The organism is Paenibacillus litoralis, from assembly GCF_046244365.1.
Taxonomy (GTDB): domain Bacteria; phylum Bacillota; class Bacilli; order Paenibacillales; family NBRC-103111; genus Paenibacillus_V.
Window position 1 is genome coordinate 1,910,793 of sequence record NZ_CP176395.1, and the last position, 17,471, is coordinate 1,928,263.

12 protein-coding genes are annotated in these 17,471 nt (G+C 56.4%); 9 read left to right on the top strand and 3 right to left on the bottom strand.

Annotated elements, in window-relative coordinates; all coding sequences use genetic code 11:
• Positions 1-60: 60 nt before the first annotated feature.
• Positions 61-651 carry a DedA family protein gene (locus tag ACKGJP_RS07875; protein ID WP_409345109.1) on the top strand — a complete coding sequence of 197 codons (591 nt, stop codon included), beginning with the start codon at positions 61-63 and terminating at the stop codon, positions 649-651.
• 297 nt (positions 652-948) lie between these two features.
• Here the strand turns inward: ACKGJP_RS07875 and ACKGJP_RS07880 are convergent, their stop codons facing one another.
• On the bottom strand, positions 949-1,992 hold the full coding sequence (locus ACKGJP_RS07880) for an SIS domain-containing protein (protein WP_409345110.1): 1,044 nt from the start codon (positions 1,990-1,992) through the stop codon (positions 949-951).
• Positions 1,993-2,332: 340 nt separating this feature from the next.
• Here ACKGJP_RS07880 and ACKGJP_RS07885 point away from each other — a divergent pair, with 340 nt between their 5' ends.
• Together ACKGJP_RS07885 and ACKGJP_RS07890 are read left to right on the top strand one after the other, a co-directional pair.
• Positions 2,333-2,785 (top strand): MarR family winged helix-turn-helix transcriptional regulator, encoded by a 453-nt coding sequence (locus ACKGJP_RS07885; RefSeq protein WP_409345111.1) that lies wholly within the window; start codon positions 2,333-2,335, stop codon positions 2,783-2,785.
• A 3-nt stretch (positions 2,786-2,788) separates the two neighbouring features.
• Positions 2,789-5,968: an MMPL family transporter gene (locus ACKGJP_RS07890; protein ID WP_409345112.1), complete on the top strand. Its 3,180-nt coding sequence runs from the start codon at positions 2,789-2,791 to the stop codon at positions 5,966-5,968.
• A gap of 169 nt (positions 5,969-6,137) precedes the next feature.
• Here ACKGJP_RS07890 and ACKGJP_RS07895 read toward each other — a convergent pair whose 3' ends face one another.
• Together ACKGJP_RS07895 and ACKGJP_RS07900 are read right to left on the bottom strand one after the other, a co-directional pair.
• Positions 6,138-7,244, bottom strand: coding sequence for a Gfo/Idh/MocA family protein (locus ACKGJP_RS07895; protein WP_409345113.1), 1,107 nt, complete (start codon positions 7,242-7,244; stop codon positions 6,138-6,140).
• Entirely contained in the window at positions 7,241-8,323 is a 1,083-nt protein-coding gene (locus tag ACKGJP_RS07900) for a Gfo/Idh/MocA family protein (RefSeq protein ID WP_409345114.1), read from the bottom strand. The genes ACKGJP_RS07895 and ACKGJP_RS07900 overlap by 4 nt, the downstream gene beginning before the upstream one ends.
• A gap of 526 nt (positions 8,324-8,849) precedes the next feature.
• On the opposite strand from ACKGJP_RS07900, the gene ACKGJP_RS07905 reads away from it, so the two are divergent.
• From ACKGJP_RS07905 to ACKGJP_RS07930, 6 genes are all read left to right on the top strand, one after another.
• A complete protein-coding gene (locus tag ACKGJP_RS07905) occupies positions 8,850-10,031 on the top strand; it encodes a bis-aminopropyl spermidine synthase family protein (RefSeq protein ID WP_409345115.1) in 1,182 nt (393 codons plus the stop codon).
• Between the two features lie 98 nt (positions 10,032-10,129).
• Entirely contained in the window at positions 10,130-11,167 is a 1,038-nt protein-coding gene (locus ACKGJP_RS07910) for a M14 family zinc carboxypeptidase (RefSeq protein WP_409345116.1), read from the top strand.
• A 131-nt stretch (positions 11,168-11,298) separates the two neighbouring features.
• Entirely contained in the window at positions 11,299-13,698 is a 2,400-nt protein-coding gene (locus ACKGJP_RS07915) for an AraC family transcriptional regulator (RefSeq protein WP_409345117.1), read from the top strand.
• Between the two features lie 189 nt (positions 13,699-13,887).
• Entirely contained in the window at positions 13,888-15,519 is a 1,632-nt protein-coding gene (locus ACKGJP_RS07920) for an ABC transporter substrate-binding protein (protein ID WP_409345118.1), read from the top strand.
• A 24-nt stretch (positions 15,520-15,543) separates the two neighbouring features.
• Positions 15,544-16,542 (top strand): ABC transporter permease, encoded by a 999-nt coding sequence (locus ACKGJP_RS07925; RefSeq protein WP_409345119.1) that lies wholly within the window; start codon positions 15,544-15,546, stop codon positions 16,540-16,542.
• A 14-nt stretch (positions 16,543-16,556) separates the two neighbouring features.
• Positions 16,557-17,438: a carbohydrate ABC transporter permease gene (locus tag ACKGJP_RS07930; protein WP_409345120.1), complete on the top strand. Its 882-nt coding sequence runs from the start codon at positions 16,557-16,559 to the stop codon at positions 17,436-17,438.
• Positions 17,439-17,471: the final 33 nt, after the last annotated feature.

Sequence of the window (17,471 nt, forward strand, 5' to 3'; positions counted from 1 at the left end):
AATGATCCCGCCGTTTTGTCGGTTTTTTGGAAATAATAATCGGCAGAAAGGGGGATATTGATGCATATCCACGTTCATGAGCTGCTGGCGCATTACGGATACTGGGGCGTGTTTTTCCTTTTGATGGCGGAAATGATCGGTATTCCTTTTCCCGCGGAAACCGCATTAGCGATTGCCGGAATCGGCTTATCCGACGGTACCTTTTCGTTCTTCCCGCTCTTTGCCGCCGCCCTTCTCGGAAACATAGCAGGATCTACGATCGCTTATTGGCTCGGACGAAGGTTCGGCCATGCCGCTCTTCTGAAATACGGCAAGGCGTTCGGGATCACCGAGCAAAGGCTGGATAAAGCGGAGCGGAAGCTGCTCAAATACCGGCTGCCGGTCATTTTTTTGTCGAGATTTATTGCCGGGTTAAGAGTTTTTGTACCTTATCTTGCGGGGATCAATCGGCTGCCGTTTAACATGTTCGCGTTTCATAATACTTGCGCCGCTGCGATTTGGGTGACGGCATTCTTATTTCTTGGCCGCTATATGCATGCCGCATGGAGCAGAATTCATATGCATATGCACGGCGGTATGCTCCTGCTGCTGGGCGGCGTCTTAGTAATCGCGGTTGCCTTCAAGCTGATTTGGCAAACCAAGAGAGCTTGAAGCCGGTCGCCGCCCAGTAGAGATAGTTCATGCGGAACGTCAGAAGTCGGCAAATAGCGCACTATAGTTCCGCTACATCCTCTTGAATAGACGAAAAGACGACCCTCAACCCCAAAAAACGGGACAGAAGGTCGTTTTTTTATTCGTTCCTCTTCACTGATCCGAAAAGCTAGAAGTTTTTCAGTGGCCTCAGCCGAGGCTAAGGTTCCTTTTCTAATTGGTCTATTCTCTCACAAATCGCCTCATGTCGGAAAAGGCTTCACGGTGTCAGGGAAGCGCTTCTCGCAGCTCGTGCTCCTACAGCTTCACCCAAGCGGTAAGGCCGTCCGGCTGATCCGGATTGAAGCCTTTGCGTTCCGCGCTGACGAGTGCGACGATCTGCGGGATGAAAATGAACGGAATGCCTTGCGCCGCGATATCCAGCTCGCTTTCCGTAACGACCGCGAGATCGACGTCGGCTGCCGGTACGCCGGCTGCACGGTCGCCGAAGGCGATTACTTTCGCGCCGCGCGCGCGGATGTCTTGCATCAGCTTGCGCTGATGTCCGGCAGGATCCTCCGTCAGAACGGCGATCACCAGCGAGTTCGGTCCGACGGTGACCATTGGGCCGTGGCGAACGTCCAGCAGATGGTGAGCGTGCGATTCCGCTCTGGCGATTTCGGTAAGCGCGATCGCGCCTTCCGCAGCCAGACCTTGCAGCTCGCCGTCCGCGAGAATGACGGAGTGCGTCCAATCGAAGGCAGCCGCGTCGCGGATCGATTGCTCCACGCGCGCCATGTAGGCTTCGCCTTGGGAGATCGCTTTGCCGATATCGGCGATCAAGGCTTCGTCGTTGCCGAGGAAAGCCGCGATCAGCAGATTGGCGACATACAGGTTGGTGACCGTACGCGTTTGGCAAACGCTATGGTCGAACGCCCATGGAAGCTCAAGCGCGAAATCGGCTTTTTGCGACAGCGGGGAGTCCGTCACGCAGGAAAGCGCCAGCACCGGTACGTGCTTCTCCGCTTGAATCAGACGAACGGCTTCAACGACCTCGCTGGTGCTGCCGGAACGCGACGGGGCGACGAGCAGCGTATTTTCGAGCAGCGGGCGGTAACGCTTCGGGTTGAGCATCAGATCGCCGCCGGCAAGGGCGATGGCGGGAAGACCTGCGCGCAGCCTTACGGAGAAAGCGGCCGATTCACTAAGCGTGTAGCTCGAGCCGCAGCCGACGAAGGCGATGGATGTAGCGGATTGTGCGCTTGCAAAATCGGCGATTGCCGATCTTTTGGAAAGCATGTAGTCATAGGTTTGCTGCAAAGCATCATATTGTTGTTTGATCTCGCTATAGGTTAAGCTCATGAAAATGTGGCCTCCTCATATTCGAATAGTTGCGGGTAACTGTCAATTCAAGCACATAATGAAAGTTTAAATCATTTATTTGATTTTTTCAATCATTTTTGTGATTACTTCAATAAAGGATATGCCTTCTATGGTTAGGATCGCAAAGAGCATGGAAAATTATCCATAGCAACGGATTGACTTCATCCGGCCGATTAAGATATAGTTCAAATATGAAATAGTTCATCAGTAGAACAATTCAATCGTTGAATGGTTCTTGAATCGAACTGTCCACGTCTCGAACGGTTCTTAGGATGAACGATACGCATACACTTTTGAAGGAGAAGGAGGAGACACGGGATTGAAAGCCGAGAAGCTGCAGCAATGGATAGAGCGATACACCGAATCATCGTTTACCGTCAATAAACGGCTTAATGCAACCATTCGAGAAAAAATTGGCGGAGATTTGACGCTGGAGCAGCTATCCATTTTACATTATATCGACGCTCGAGACACCTGTACGTCAACCGAGCTCGCCGATACGTTCTGCGTTGGCAAAAGCGCGATTACCGCAATCATTACTCGCTTGGAGAACAAAGGCTTGCTTGAGCGCTTGAGGGATAGCAAGGACCGAAGAATCGTTTACCTGCGTCCGACCGAAGCGGGAAGATCGATGCACAAGGTCGGCGAGGACGGCATCCAAAAGGTGCTCTCGCCCTATTTGATTCATTTTACCGAGCATGAAATCGAGACGTTCATTACCAGCTTCGAGAAGCTGGCGGCACTAATGGTGAAGGACGGAGGGAAGGCATAACCGATGAAATGGGTGTTGAAATCTCGCTGGTACTTATTGATCGCTTGGATTGCCATAGTGGCCGGGCTAGTGTTGACTGCGCCGAATATGGCCGATTTGGTTCGGGATAAAGGGCAAATCAGCATCCCGGACGGATATTCGTCTTCGCTTGCGTCCAGCATTCTGAATGAAGCGGAGCAACAAGGCGAAGAAAAGAGCTCGAGCGACACGGTGCTCGTGTTCCATGATCCGAACGGGCTCGGCGCTTCCAAGCTGGCGGAAGTGAAGCAGGGCCTCGAGAAGCTGGACAAAGAGAAGGGGAAGTACGGCATTACGGCGATTACTTCGCATTTTAACCAGACGGAGCTTGAGAAGCAGCTGGTGTCGAAGGACGGCAAAACGGTGCTTGTCCTCGTAGGCGTCGACTGGTCCGGCAAGATGCCGGCCGAAGTCAGCAAGCAGCTGTACGATTCGGTGGCGGACATCAAAGTCGAGCACTATTTTACGGGCAGCAAGCTCATTGACGAGGATGTCATGACGAGCTCGCAGGAAGGCTTGAAGAAGACCGAGCTGATTACGGTAGCCTTCATTCTGACGATTCTGTTCGTCGTTTTCCGTTCGGCTGTCGCGCCGCTGGTTCCGCTTCTTGCCGTGGGCATCAGTTATATTTCCGCGCAGTCGATCGTTGCGTTTCTCGTCGACCGGTTCGACTTTCCTCTATCCAATTTTACGCAAATTTTCATGGTCGCGATCATGTTCGGGATCGGAACCGATTATTGTATTTTGCTGATCAGCCGCTTTAAGGAAGAATTGGCGCACCGCGGGGACGTGTGGGAATCGATCGGCGCTACGTACCGGACTGCGGGCAGAACGGTGTTTTTCTCCGGGCTTGCCGTTATGGTCGGTTTTGCTTCCATCGGGTTTTCCACGTTTATTTTGTACCAATCGGCCGCGGCCGTTGCCGTCGGCGTCGGGGTGCTGCTGATTGCGCTCGTGACGCTGGTGCCGTTCTTTATGGCGGTGCTTGGCAGCAAGCTGTTTTGGCCGTCCAAGGGCTCGATGGAGCACAGCCAAAGCAAAATCTGGGGCTGGGCGGGACGCTTTTCGTGGAAAAGACCGCTCCTTTCGCTGGGAATCGTGGCGGTGATTGTCGCTCCGCTCTTATTCACATACGACGGCAAGCTTTCGTACAACTCGCTGGATGAGATCGGCGACAGCTATAACTCGGTTAAAGCGTTCAACATCATTTCCGACAGCTTCGGGCCGGGGCAATCGCTTCCCGCCAAAATCGTGCTGAAAAGCGATAAAGCGATGGACAACGCCGATTCGCTGGCGCTGATCGAGAAGATCAGCCGCGAGGTCAGCAAGGTCGAAGGCGTCGAAGCGGTGCGCAGCGCTACGCGGCCGGTAGGCGAGGAGCTGAAGGATCTGCTCGTAACCGAGCAGGTGAAGCAGGTGGACGACGGGCTGGGCAAAGGCACCGACGGCCTGAATCAGATCCGCGACGGGCTTGCCGAGGCGAGCAAAGGACTGAGCGCTTCAGGGCCGGAGCTGTCCAAGGCTGCAGACGGCGCAGGCGAGCTCGTGAAGGGCACGAATGCGCTGAAATCGGGCATGGCGGAGCTGTCCGGCGGCCTGCAGCAAATCGAAAGAGGCTTGCGCGACGGTACGGCAGGCGCCGGCGATTTGAAGCAAGGGCTCGAGCAGGCGAAGGCGTCCGCCGAGCAGCTGGCTGCGGCAAGTAAAGAGCTGCTCGGCGGTTATCGGCAGATCGAAACGGGCCTCGGCACGTTTACGGAGAAATATGCCGAAATCGAGAAGGGGCTCGCCGACCTGCCTCAGGCGCTTGGCGGAGCTTCCCGTAATATGGATAATCTCGCGGCCAAATATCCGGAGCTCGCCAAGGATGCGGACTTCCTCGCAGCCCGGGATACGGTTAGCCAAGTGCAGCAGGGCGTCTCGCAGCTGTCCGGCGGCTTGCTGCAGCTTAACGCGGAGCTTGCCAAGCTCGGTCCTTCCCTGCAGCAGGCGAACGGAGGACTGGAGCAGGCGGCCGAAGGGCAAACGCAGCTTGCCGCGGGACTCGGCCAAATCGTCGAAGGTCTCGAAAAGCTGCAGGCAGGCATCAGCCAAGCGGCAGACGGTCAAGGGCAGATCGTGGCCCGGATTCCGTCCGTCATCGACGGCTTGCAGCAGCTCGCGGGCGGCCAGCAGGAAATTCAACAGGGCTTCTCCAAGCTGGACGGCCAATTGGCGGAGCTTACCAAGGGTCTGAACGACAGCGTCGGCGGGTTATCGCAGGTGTCCGGCGGCCTAAAGTCGGCGCAGGATTATTTGGGCGGTCTGGCGGCTTCGCCGGACGACAAGATGGCGGGCTGGTTCATTCCGGAAGAAGCGCTCCGGAACGCCGACTTCCAGCAAGTATTCGATACGTATATGTCCAAAGACCGGAAAATCATCACGTTCGACGTCGTCTTTGCCGGCAATCCGTATTCGACCGAATCGCTCGCCAAAATCGACGATATCCAGGCGGCAGTCGAACGGGGTACGAAAGGAACGGCTCTTGAGAAGGCTACCTTCGGCATCAACGGGGTAACCGGCATGTATGCCGATTTGGGCAAAATTTCGAATTCGGACTATTCCCGTACCGTCGTTCTCATGCTGATCGGCATCGCAATCATCTTAATCGTGATGCTTCGGTCGATCATCATGCCGGCTTACCTGATTTTGTCGCTCATCTTGACCTATTATACGTCGATGGCGATTGCCGAGCTTATTTTCGTCAACCTGCTCGGGTACTCGGGCATCAGCTGGGCGGTTCCGTTCTTCGCCTTCGTCATTCTCGTGGCGCTGGGCGTCGACTATAGTATTTTCTTGATGGACCGCTTTAATGAATACAAACATTTGTCCGTCGGAGAGGCGATCGTCCTTTCCATGAAAAATATGGGCACCGTCATTCTTTCCGCCGCGGTTATTCTCGGCGGGACGTTCGCGGCGATGCTGCCCTCAGGCGTTATGTCGCTGCTTCAAATCGCCACCATCGTCATTTCGGGTCTTTTCCTGTACGCGGTCGTTTTCCTGCCGCTGTTCATCCCGGTAATGGTGCGCACGTTCGGTTCGGCCAACTGGTGGCCGTTCCGCACGGGGGAAGGCGAGCAGACGAAGCGTCATGAGCCGCACGGAATTTCAGCGGTAGCGGAATAAAACGCGGGTATGTATGAACGAAAGCCAGCATGTGCGGTTCCACCGCATGCTGGCTTTTTGTTCAGTTGCCGCCTTTTTTCGGCCTAGGCTGTTCATGGGGGGAATTCCGACGTTCGATGTATAGTACAAGCGGTTCGGGGGCGGGAATCCGCAATTGCATCCGGTTCCGTTAAACCGTGACCCGCCGTCCCAGCCGGGCGGAAGTTTCAATCGCATGCAGCACGAGTTGGTTGCGCAGCCCGTCCTCGAAGCTGGGCGACGGCTGAATGCCGGTCGCGATCCCCCTGATGAACTCGGAGACGAGGTTCACGAACGTATGCTCATAGCCGAGAATGTGGCCCGGCGGCCAGTACGCTTGAGCGAACGGATGCGCTTCCTCCGTGCAGGTAATGACGCGGAACCCTTGGCAGCCGGGAGGGTCGTCCTCCAGATAAACATGCAGATTGTTCATGTTCTCGAGATCCCAGCGCAAGGAGCCCTTGGAGCCGTTGATCTCGATCCGGTTGCCGTTCCGGTTACCTTTGGCGAAACGGGATGCCTCGAACACGCCGACGGCGCCGCCGTCAAACCGCGCCAGGCAGGACGCCGTATCGTCCACATCGGCATGCGGACGGAACGACGCCATCTGGGCGGTCACGTCCCGGATTTCGCCCACAAGGAAGCGCGCCAGATCGATCGAATGCGCCATCAGATCGCCGAGCGCGCCGGTGCCGCTCACTTTTTTATCGACCCGCCAAGATGAGGCCTCCTTCTCATTCGCTAGCCAGTCCTGCAGGTACACGGCCCGGAAGTGATAGATGTCGCCGAGCGTTCCTTGCGCGATCAGCCGTTTGGCAAACTGAACGGCGGGCGCGAAGCGATAGTTGAAGCAGACCATATGGATGACGTTCGCGGCTTTGGCGGCGCGCAGCATGCTCTGCGCCTGCTCCACGCTCAAGGCCAGCGGCTTCTCGCACAAAATATGCTTGCCCGCCTGGGCGGCAGCCAGTGCGATGTCGTAATGCGAGCCGTTCGGCGTACAAATATCGATGGCATCGATGTCGTCGCGCTCGATCAAACGGCGCCAGTCCGTCTCGGCATCATGCCACCCCATTCCTGCAGCGGCGGCGGTCAAGCTTTGCGCGTCTCTGCCGGAGATCGCCTGAAGCACCGGCTCTGCGCCTGTATCGAAGAAATAGGGCATGCTGCGATAGGCATGGCTGTGCACTTTTCCCATGAACTTGTAGCCGACAAGCCCGATGCGGACGGATTTCCCGTTCGCCCGATTCGCGCTCATGGCTTCACGGCAACCAGACGGCTGATGATCATCCGGTACAGCTCCAGATCCTGCACGTAATCTTCCGCCGTCGCAACCGGATCCGCGCCTTGCGTGACGACGTCGTACCAATGCTCAAGCTCCTCTACATACGCATCCTTGAAGGTCGGGCGAATCGCGGTCTCGTTGTAGCTCTCTCCGACGGTTTCCTGGATATGCAGGGTGGTCGGCAGCTGGCGGATGTAAGGGGTATTGTACTGTACTTTAACCGTCTTCTCGGGTCCGAAAACCTCGATAAACGCATCGAATCGCCGCTGCTTGTCGCCGCCGACCTCGTAACTGGCCAGAAAGCTCCCGTAATCGAACACGACATGGAGAAAGTTTCCGCCGACCGCGCTCGACACGACGCCTCTCGGCATGCCAAGCAGCCCCCGCATGGCGGACAAGTCATGACAGCACAGGCCGTGCAGCATGCCGTACAATTGCTTGGCCTCCGGCGGCGCCTCCGGTCCTAACGCCTCCAGAAGCTGGGCGTCGTTCGCAGCTGCGCGTTCCTTCCAAAGATGATCGGGAATGTCGCCGGGACGGTAAACGTTGCTGCTTTGCTCGATAAACAGCTGGTTGCCGCCGATAATATCGCGGATGTGCACGTAGTTGATGGTTTCCAGCTTGTTCACTTCTTCCAGGGCAAGGCGGTATGCGGGCGCAAAACGGCGCATGTACCCGACCATGACTTGCCGGCCCGCTGCATGTTTCTCCCGAATGATGGCTTCGGCATCCTGCATCGTGAGGCACATCGGCTTCTCCACCAGCACATGCTTGCCTTCGCGCAGGGCGGCGACCGTACAGTCCTTGTGCAGCTCGCTGCTGTTCAGAACGAACACCGCATCGAGGTCGGGCTGCTTGACCAGCAAGCGGTAATCGCTGTATCTGCAAGCCTCGGGAACGCGGTATTTGTCTCCCATGAGGGCGATCAGGCTGTCCGAAATATCGCATATCGCGGCAATCTCGTACTTGTGGCCGAGCATCTCCAGGACAGGCAGGTGAATGATTTGCGCAACTTCGCCAAGCCCGATTAACCCGATTTTCAGTCGTTTCATCGTCAGATTCTCCCTTCCGTATTCTGTATTCATTCTAGCGAACGGGCCGGCCGGGTGAACATGGCATTTCTATACGAAAAGTTATCACTTCTTTAGGATATCGAGAGGAAAACGCATTTGAATTTCATGTCTGATTGCTGTATAATACAACCTACTTTACCAAATAGGGGATGTCTTGATGTCTGCGTGCGTTCTTAACTAATTAACTTTATACGGTTCGGTTCATTTGCAGCGGTGCGCGAAATCCATTTTCGGGTGGTTTCTTTGGGCATGTGCGGATGGGACGGCCAATTAGTTAAGAACAACGGGCATCTACCATATCTCTGGTTGACTGCGAACTAGCCGTGCTCTTATGCACGGCTTTGTTTATTTGTAACTTCCTTCGGGATCTGCGCATACATGCTGCGCTTATTTGAATCCGAATGCGAAGCCGTCGCAGTGAACACCCCAAAAGGGCAGAAGATGGACGATACGTTCATGTTCTGCCTTTTTTGTTTTTCCCAAAAACAGGTGCGGAGGGATCGGAATGAGAAACTATATCGAAGAAACAAGCGGACGCGTGCACCTTCAAGAGGGGAAGCGGGCAATCGAGCAGCTATTGTTGGAATGTTATGTCAAACCGGGCATCTCGACGAAAGAGCTGGCGCGAAAAACGCTTTTGCCGGTTCCCGTTGCGGCGGCAATCAAGAAGGAGCTGATCGGCGCGGGCGCGCTTGCGCAGGATAGCGGCGTCCGCTGTACGGCAGAAGGAAAAGCGTATATCGAAAAAGAGAGGGGATACGGCGGGATCGACAAGCGGCTGTATGCGAGCCTGATGGCCGAGGAAACGGCTTGGCGTACCGAGCTGGCCGATCTTTTGCCGATGCTCGAACGCGTATTCGATTCGCGGCCGCAAGCGAATGTGCAAATCGATCAATCGAAATGCACGGCGGAAACCAGTCTCGCAAGGGCGGTTCTATGCTTGCGGGAGCATGCGCTGATCGGAAAGCAAGCGTTATGCGTAGGGGACGACGATTTGGTCAGCGTTTCGCTCGGCTTTCTGCTCAAGCGGCTGTTTCCGGATGCGCGCGAACCGAAAGCGTCGATCTGCGTCGTCGATGTCGACGAACGGTTTATCCGCTGCATTCGCGAGATCGCGGACCGGGAAGGGCTGCCGATCGAATGCCGTCATGCCGACTTGCGGCAGCCTTTGCCCGATGAGCTTCAAGGGCGGTTCGACTGCTTTTTTTCCGATCCGCCTTATACGCTGCAGGGGATGAGCCTGTTTATTTCCCGGGGCATAAGCGGCTTGAAGTATGAGAAGGGGTTGCCGGTCTTCTTGTCGTTCGCTCACAAATCGCCCGATTTCTCGCTCGCCATGCAGCGCGAGTTCGTCCGGATGGGCCTCGTGGCCAAGGAGGTCATCCCGCAATTCAACGCGTACGAAGGGGCGGAGATGATCGGCAATCGGAGCCAGATGATCATCCTTAGAACGACGGAGCGGACGGCTCCCGATATTGCCGGCGAGTTCGAAGATGCGCTGTATACCGGCGAGATCAAACGAACCGAACGCACATACCGCTGCAAACGATGCGGCGAATCCGTCGAAGTCGGTTATCGGCATGAGGTCGTTACCATCGAACAGCTGAAAAACGAAGGCTGTCCCGTATGCGCGAACGATACGTTCGATCTGACCGGCAAAAGGAGCGCCGAATCGGGTGGGACGTAAAAATAAGCCACCGATCGTAAAAATGAGCCATGTCTGCGCAACCGTTCGTCTGGCACCATTAGCTTGATGATAGTAACGGCAAAGGAGACACGCGAATAATGGAAAACAAAACGATGCCGCAGCGGCAGCGTCCGCCTTTTTGGCTGACGTCTTTGGATGAAATCGGGGAGGCGCTCGGCAGTCTCTCGAACGGTTCGTCGCGGATACTTGGACATTCCGCTGGAGGAAGGCCGATACCCATCGTCGAATACGGCGAACGTGAGCCTCTGCAAGGACGGGCGAACTACAGCTCCGCGTGCGGGGCGGGGAATCCGGATTATTACGCGGACAAAAGCAAACGGACGAAGCCGGTGCTGCTCATCGTCGGGGGGATTCACGGCGGCGAGCTCGAAGGGATCGCGGGTATTCTCAACTTGATTCGGGTGCTGGAGACGGGGCGCGATTGCCGCGGCGTCGCCTGGGAGCATCTTCACCGCAACCTCGGCCGCTTCCGCCTGCTGCTCGTGCCTTGCGCCAACCCGGATGGCAGGGCGCGGATTCCGCACGATACGATGGCCGGCATGAGCTTCGAGGAGCTGCGCTATTACGTGCAAGGAACGTGGAAGGACGGCACCTTGTGCGGTTGGCCCGACTGCAAAGCCGTTCATCCGATGCTCGGTCATGTCGACCGGCTCGGGGGCTACTTCAACGACGACGGCGTCAATATGATGCACGACGACTTTTTCACGCCGATGGCCGAAGAGACGAAGCTGCTGCTGCGGCTTGCCGCCGAGGAGGCGCCCGATTTCACGGTGCAGTTGCACGGTGGGACGAACTGCGTCAACCAGATCTTGAACACCGCTTATGTCCCCGCTTTTATCCGGGAGCGGCTGCAAGCGTTTGACGAGCGGCTGGCCGCAGATTGCGGGCGGCGCGGCATGCGCTACGTCCGTACCCTTATGTCCGATGTAAGCAACGGCTATCCGCCGCCGTCGTTTAATCTTGCTTCCGCGATCCACCACGCATGCGGAGGGGTAAGCGCGGTATACGAATCGAATATGGCGCTGGATTACGGCGACACCGTTTATTCGTATGATGAAATGCTGGACCACCACCTGGTGCTGTTCGACAATCTGTTCCGTTTTCATGCGGGTTGAACGGTCTGCCGCAGCGTCATCGGAGGGTGACAGGCGGAGCAGGCTTGTATTGACGGGCCGAAACGGTCGGATGTATGGTAAATATACGCATTTTGGTTACGAACAGACAACGCGGGGGGAGCGATAGGGCTATGACGGAGGCAAAACGGCTGTTTAGGCGGCGCAGTATTTTCGTTACGACATTTCTGTCTTTGCTGCTGCTGCTGCTTTTTCCGGTATTGGCGCAGAGCGTGCTCTATAAAAAAATGGAGGCGGTCATCGGGGACAACGTCGACCGTTCCAATCGCGCGATGCTCAATCAGATGAGCCAGGCGGTCGACAGCCGGTTGAACGATGTCGAGCAGTTGGCCAGAACCGTTTCGTTCCACCCGAAGCTGCAGTGGCTGCTTAGCGGTCACGCCGCAGAGCATCCGCTCCCCGCGTACGATTATCTCGAATTTACGCGCGTTCTCAAACAATTCGGCAAAGGAAACGGGACGAGCTACCCGTTTTTCGTTTATTTGGACGGCTCCGGGCTCGTATTGACGCCGGAGGTGAAGGTCGATTCCCCGACCTTCGCATCCCAATATTTTCGCTATGAGGGCGTAAGCTTTGAGGAATGGCGCAAGCTTCTGTTGCAGGGCGGCGAAAGGTATTTGCCCTCGATGGACGTTCCGCAGCAAAGTGCGGGCAAAGCAGAACCCTATTTGACCTTTATCCGCTCTTTGCCGTACGGGGAAACGGAAAACGTGCAGGGTGCGGTCGTCATCCCCATTCAAACGTCCTTGATAAGCGGACTGATCGATGGCCTGGATTGGAGCAACCGAGGCGACATCTACATCTTCGACAAGCAAAAGCGGCTGCTCATGACGACGGCTGCCGGCCAGGCGGCCGGCACCGACTTTGCTTCGCTGTTCACCGAGCGGACAGCCGGCGGCAGGATCGGGTTTAAAGCGGACGACCGTTCGATGATGGTTTCCTCGTCGGAGTCCGGCCGGTCCGGATGGACATACGTATCGGTCGTGCCCAAGGCGGTTTACTTGGACAAAGTGCACACCGTTCAGAAATGGGCGCTCACGCTGCTTGCCGTCGTGCTGATCATCGGGCTTTCGGGCGCATATGCGCTCGCTCGCCGCCAGTACGGGCCGGTGAGGGAAATCGTGCGGGCGATTACCCGGAACGACGGGGAAGAAAACGGCGGATGGCAGGGCATTCGCGAGGAGGGCAACGAATACCGGTTCATCGAGAAAGCGCTTAAACGGACATGGGACGCCGAAAAACGGTCGAACGACATCGTCGCCGCGCAGACGCCCGACGTTCGCGCGCATTTTTTGAACCGGCTCGTCAAAGGATTCGTCGAATCGTCCGCCGTTACGCCGCAAGCGCTGGACTTTATGGGAGTCGCGTTCGGCTCCGATCGGTTTGCCGTCGTGATCGCCGATGCCGACGACCGCTTGACGTTCGGCGAAGAAGCAGCGGGCGATTCGTCCGAACGTCATGCCGCCATGGTTCGCTTCGTCATTGCGAACATCGGGCAGGAATGTTTGGGCGCGAGGCATACGGCCTATGCGATCGAGCTCGACAAGAGCAGGCTCGCTTTTCTGATCAATGCGGCGCCGGAGCGAATGGCGGAAGCGGCGGCAGACATGGAGACGGCCGTCCGGGAGATGAAAGGATGGATCGAGTCGCGGTTCCGGCTGCCGCTCAGCATCGGCATCAGCGATATACACGAAGGGGCGGGCCGCATCGGGGTGTGCTACGGGGAAGCCGTACAGGCCGCCGAGTACAACATGATGAAGGGCAAAAGCTCCATTACCCTTTACCGGGAAATGAGCCATGCCACCGATCATTTTTATTATCCGATCGATATGGAGCTGCAGCTCATCAACCTGATCAAAGCGGCGGACGGCGACAAGGCGGCCGCGCTGATCGACCGCATTTTCCACCTTAATTTCGAATCGCGGACCATTCCGCTTGAACTGGGCAAATGTTTGTTTTTCAATATGATGGGCACGCTCGTCAAAGTGTTGAATGAAGTCTCAGACCGGTACGATGCGGTGTTCGGCGAGAAGTTCGATCCTGTCAAGCGGCTTGCGGATTGCCGGACGACGCACGAGATGCGGGACGAAATGCATCATATTTCCGCCGCCATCTGCCGGTATATCCGGGAGAGCCGCTCCGACAGCGGGAAACGGCTTGCCGAGGAAATCACCGGCTACATCGAAGCCCATTATCCGGATCCGATGCTCAGCCTCCAATCGATCGCAGACCGGTTTCAGCTGACGCCGCATTACTTGTCCGCCTTCTATAAGAAGCATTCGGGGGTGAATTTGGCCGACATGATGGCGCGTACCCGCGTACGGGAAGCGAAACGGCTGCTTGAGAGCGAAAGCCTGACGATCAATCAGATCGCGGCTCAGGTCGGGTATGCGAACGATGCGGGCCTCATTCGCCTGTTCAAAAAATACGAGGGCGTTACGCCGGGCAAATACCGCGAATCGCAAGCGGTCCGGCAGCAGGCCGAGCAAGCGGAGCCTTCTTACAAGCCGTGAACCGGCATATCGGCGAGGCGAACGGAACAATCGCAACAACGAACCGTTGACGGGAGAACGGGAAACCGCGAATCGTAACAAATGCGCATCGTTCGTAAAGCTGGAGCATGGTCATATTTCCGCCGGTATGCGAGCATGGGAACCGACGGGAAGACGTCGAATCGACTTGATCATGGGGAGGAAACAAAGATGAGAAATAACCGGAAACGAACCGCAGCAGCCGGCATGGCCGTGCTGTTGTCCGCTGCGGTCGCGGCGAGCGGCTGCGGCAAATCGGGAGGGAATGCGCCTGCGGACGCAAAAGGATCGGCTGCGCCTAGCCCGGCTGCGGAGAGCGCGAAGCCGGCCAAGAAGCTGGAGAAGCTATCGTACTGGGTAAGCATGAATGCCAATTCGGCGGCGACGATGAAAAGCTACAGCGATTTGGCCGCATACAAGAAGCTGGAGGAAGCGACCGGGGTGAAGGTCGATTTCAAGCATCCGGCGGGCGGGCAAGCCGGAGACCAGTTCAACCTGATGATGACCTCGAACGATATGACGGACGTCATCGAATACAACTGGCTGAACGTGCCGGGCGGACCGGAAAAGTACATCAAAGACGGCAAGATCGTCAAGCTGAACGAATACATCGACAAATATGCGCCGAACTTTTCCAAGCTGTTGAAGGATCGGCCGGATCTCAAAAAAATGATCAGCACCGACAGCGGCGCCATCTATGTGTTTCCGTTCCTGCGGGGCGACGATTTCCTGCTAACGTACATGGGGACCGCGCTGCGCAAAGACTGGCTCGAGCAATTGAAGCTCGACATGCCGACGACGATTGACGAATGGTACGCCGTTTTGAAAGCGTTTAAGGAGAAGGATCCGAACAAGAACGGCAAGCCGGACGAAATTCCGCTGCTGCTCAATTGGGGGGAATGGTCGACGAGCAACGCCTTTATGGGGGCGTGGGGCGTCAGCTCGGCTTTTTATCAGGAGGACGGCAAAATCAAATACGGCTTGCTCGAGCCGGGCTTTAAGGAATTTATCGCCACGCTGCAAAAATGGTATAAGGAAGGGCTGATCGACGCCGATTACGCGACGACCGACGCCAAACTGCGCGACGCGAAAATAACGGGTGACCGGCTCGGCAGCTTCGTCACTTACACGCTTGGCCGCCACGCCCAAATGATGGAGGGTAAACATCCGACGTTCGCTCTCGCAGCGGCTCCTTATCCGGTCTTGAAGAAGGGCGACAAGCCGGTGCTGGGGCAGAAGGATACGGCGTTCAGCGGCATCGGCGCGGCCATTACGACTTCGAACAAAAACATCGAAGAAACGGTCAAATGGCTCGATTACAAATACGGCCAGCAAGGGCATATGCTGTTCAACTTCGGCGTCGAGGGCGACAGCTACAAGCTGGACAACGGCTATCCGAAGTTTACCGACATGGTGCTCAAAAACCCTGACGGGCTGCCGGTCGCCCACGCGCTGGCGAAGTACGCGCTCTCCAATTCGAGCGGGCCGTTTCTTCAGGATAAGCGGTGGATCGAGCAAAATGCGGCTGCGGCGCCGGGCGGACGGGAATCACTGGACGTTTGGATGAAAGCGGAGAACAAAAAACAGCTACCGCCGATCACGCCGACGCCGGAAGAAAGCTCGCAGTACGCTTCTATTATGAATGACATCAATACGTACAAGGGCGAAATGCTCGACAAGTTCGTCATGGGCGTCGAGCCGATGACCGGCTACGACAAATTCGTCTCTACGATCAAGAGCATGGGAATCGATAAGGCAATCCAAATCCAGCAGGCTGCGCTTGACCGTTACAACAAACGGTAAAGGCTGCGGAAAGGAAGGCCAAAGATGCGAACGAATGCGAAACCAACCGCGGCGGCTGCCGCCGCGGTTTTCCCGGGCGGACGTCCGGCGGTTCCCGGCCTCGGCAAGGAAGCGGGCTTCCTGCACAGGCTGGGCAAAGATCTGCTGCGAAATCGGCTTCTTTATGCGATGCTGCTTCCGGTCGTCGTGTATTATGTCATTTTTCATTACGTGCCCTTATACGGCTTGCAAATCGCGTTCAAGGATTTCAGCGCGACGAAAGGGATTTGGTCCAGCCCGTGGGCTGGCCTCAAGCATTTTGCCGCGTTCGCGGACGGCTTTTATTTCTGGAGACTGATCCGCAATACGTTTCTGATTAACGTGTATGAGCTTGTTTTCGCTTTTCCGGCGCCGATCCTACTCGCGCTTCTGCTGAATGAGCTTAGGCGGATGTGGATGAAACGGTTCGTGCAGACGGTGTCCTATCTGCCGCATTTCATCTCGGTCGTCGTCGTGGTCGGGATGCTGGCGGACTTTCTGGCGAGAGACGGCTTGATCAATCAGCTGACCGAATGGTTAGGGATGGCCCCGGTTTCTTTCATGCAGAAGGCGGAATGGTTCCGTACCGTGTATATCGCTTCCGGCATATGGCAGGGCATCGGCTGGGGATCGATCATTTACCTGGCGGCGATTGCGAACATCGATCCGACGTTGTACGAGGCGGCGACGATGGACGGCGCGGGCAGGCTGCGGCAGGCGCTGCACATTACGCTTCCCGGCATCATGCCGATTACGATCATCCTGTTTATTCTGCAAATCGGTTCGATGATGAGCGTCGGCCACGAAAAAATATTGCTCATGTACAGCCCGGTCACGTACGAGACGGGGGACGTCATCTCCACTTACGTGTACCGCAAAGGGATTTTGGAGGCGGATTACAGCTACAGCGCCGCCGTCGGGCTGTTCAACTCGCTCATCAATTTCGCCCTGCTCGTTATCGCCAACCGGATTAGCCGGCGCGTGACGCAGACGAGTTTGTGGTAAGGGGGGCAGCTTACATGCGAATGAAAAAATCGCCCGGCGAGCGGCTTTTCGACGCGCTGAACGGGCTGTTCATGATCGCGCTCGTTATCGCCACGCTGTATCCGTTCGTCTACGTGCTGATGGCTTCCTTCAGCGAGCCCGGACGCTTGATGGCCCACCGCGGCATTTTGCTTTGGCCGGCCGGCTTTTCCTGGGAGTCGTATAAGCTGGTGTTCGATAACGAAATGATCAAAGTCGGATATTTTAATACGCTGTTCTATGTGATTGCCGGCACGTTCCTCAACATCGTCATGACGAGTCTCGGGGCCTATACGCTTTCCCGCCGGAACGTCATGCTTGCGACGCCGGTCATGCTGCTGGTGACTTTCACGATGTTTTTCAGCGGGGGACTTATTCCGTCTTATCTGCTCATGCACGATTTGCATCTGCTCGATACCAGGTGGGCGCTTGTCATTCCCGGCGCAATCAGCACATGGAACTTGATCATTATGCGCACATCGTTCCAAGGGGTGCCCGTCAGCCTGGAGGAATCGGCGCGGATTGACGGGGCGAACGACTGGACGATCCTGTTCCGCATCGTGCTGCCGCTGTCGCTGCCCGTGCTTGCCGTCATGGTGCTGTTCTACGCGGTGGCTCACTGGAACGGTTACTTCGGGGCGATGATTTATTTGCGCGACCGGGAGCTGTTTCCGCTGCAACTCGTCCTGCGGGAGATTTTGCTGACGAACAGCGTCGAGAGTATGACCTCGTCGGTAAGCGGAATCGACAAGTATTTTATCAGCGAAACGATCAAATATGCGACCATTATGGTTGCGACGCTGCCGATTTTGTTTCTGTACCCGTTCTTGCAAAAGTATTTCGTCAAAGGCGTCATGATCGGTGCGATCAAAGAATAGCCGTACCGGCTGCCGCCTACCTGAAGCTCGATT

Coding starts and splice junctions, on each gene's coding strand:
- ACKGJP_RS07875 (WP_409345109.1), top strand. CDS start 61: ATGCATATCCACGTTCATGAGCTGCTGGCGCATTACGGATACTGGGGC.
- ACKGJP_RS07880 (WP_409345110.1), bottom strand. CDS start 1,992: ATGAGCTTAACCTATAGCGAGATCAAACAACAATATGATGCTTTGCAG.
- ACKGJP_RS07890 (WP_409345112.1), top strand. CDS start 2,789: ATGAAATGGGTGTTGAAATCTCGCTGGTACTTATTGATCGCTTGGATT.
- ACKGJP_RS07895 (WP_409345113.1), bottom strand. CDS start 7,244: ATGAGCGCGAATCGGGCGAACGGGAAATCCGTCCGCATCGGGCTTGTC.
- ACKGJP_RS07900 (WP_409345114.1), bottom strand. CDS start 8,323: ATGAAACGACTGAAAATCGGGTTAATCGGGCTTGGCGAAGTTGCGCAA.
- ACKGJP_RS07905 (WP_409345115.1), top strand. CDS start 8,850: ATGAGAAACTATATCGAAGAAACAAGCGGACGCGTGCACCTTCAAGAG.
- ACKGJP_RS07910 (WP_409345116.1), top strand. CDS start 10,130: ATGGAAAACAAAACGATGCCGCAGCGGCAGCGTCCGCCTTTTTGGCTG.
- ACKGJP_RS07915 (WP_409345117.1), top strand. CDS start 11,299: ATGACGGAGGCAAAACGGCTGTTTAGGCGGCGCAGTATTTTCGTTACG.
- ACKGJP_RS07920 (WP_409345118.1), top strand. CDS start 13,888: ATGAGAAATAACCGGAAACGAACCGCAGCAGCCGGCATGGCCGTGCTG.
- ACKGJP_RS07925 (WP_409345119.1), top strand. CDS start 15,544: ATGCGAACGAATGCGAAACCAACCGCGGCGGCTGCCGCCGCGGTTTTC.
- ACKGJP_RS07930 (WP_409345120.1), top strand. CDS start 16,557: ATGCGAATGAAAAAATCGCCCGGCGAGCGGCTTTTCGACGCGCTGAAC.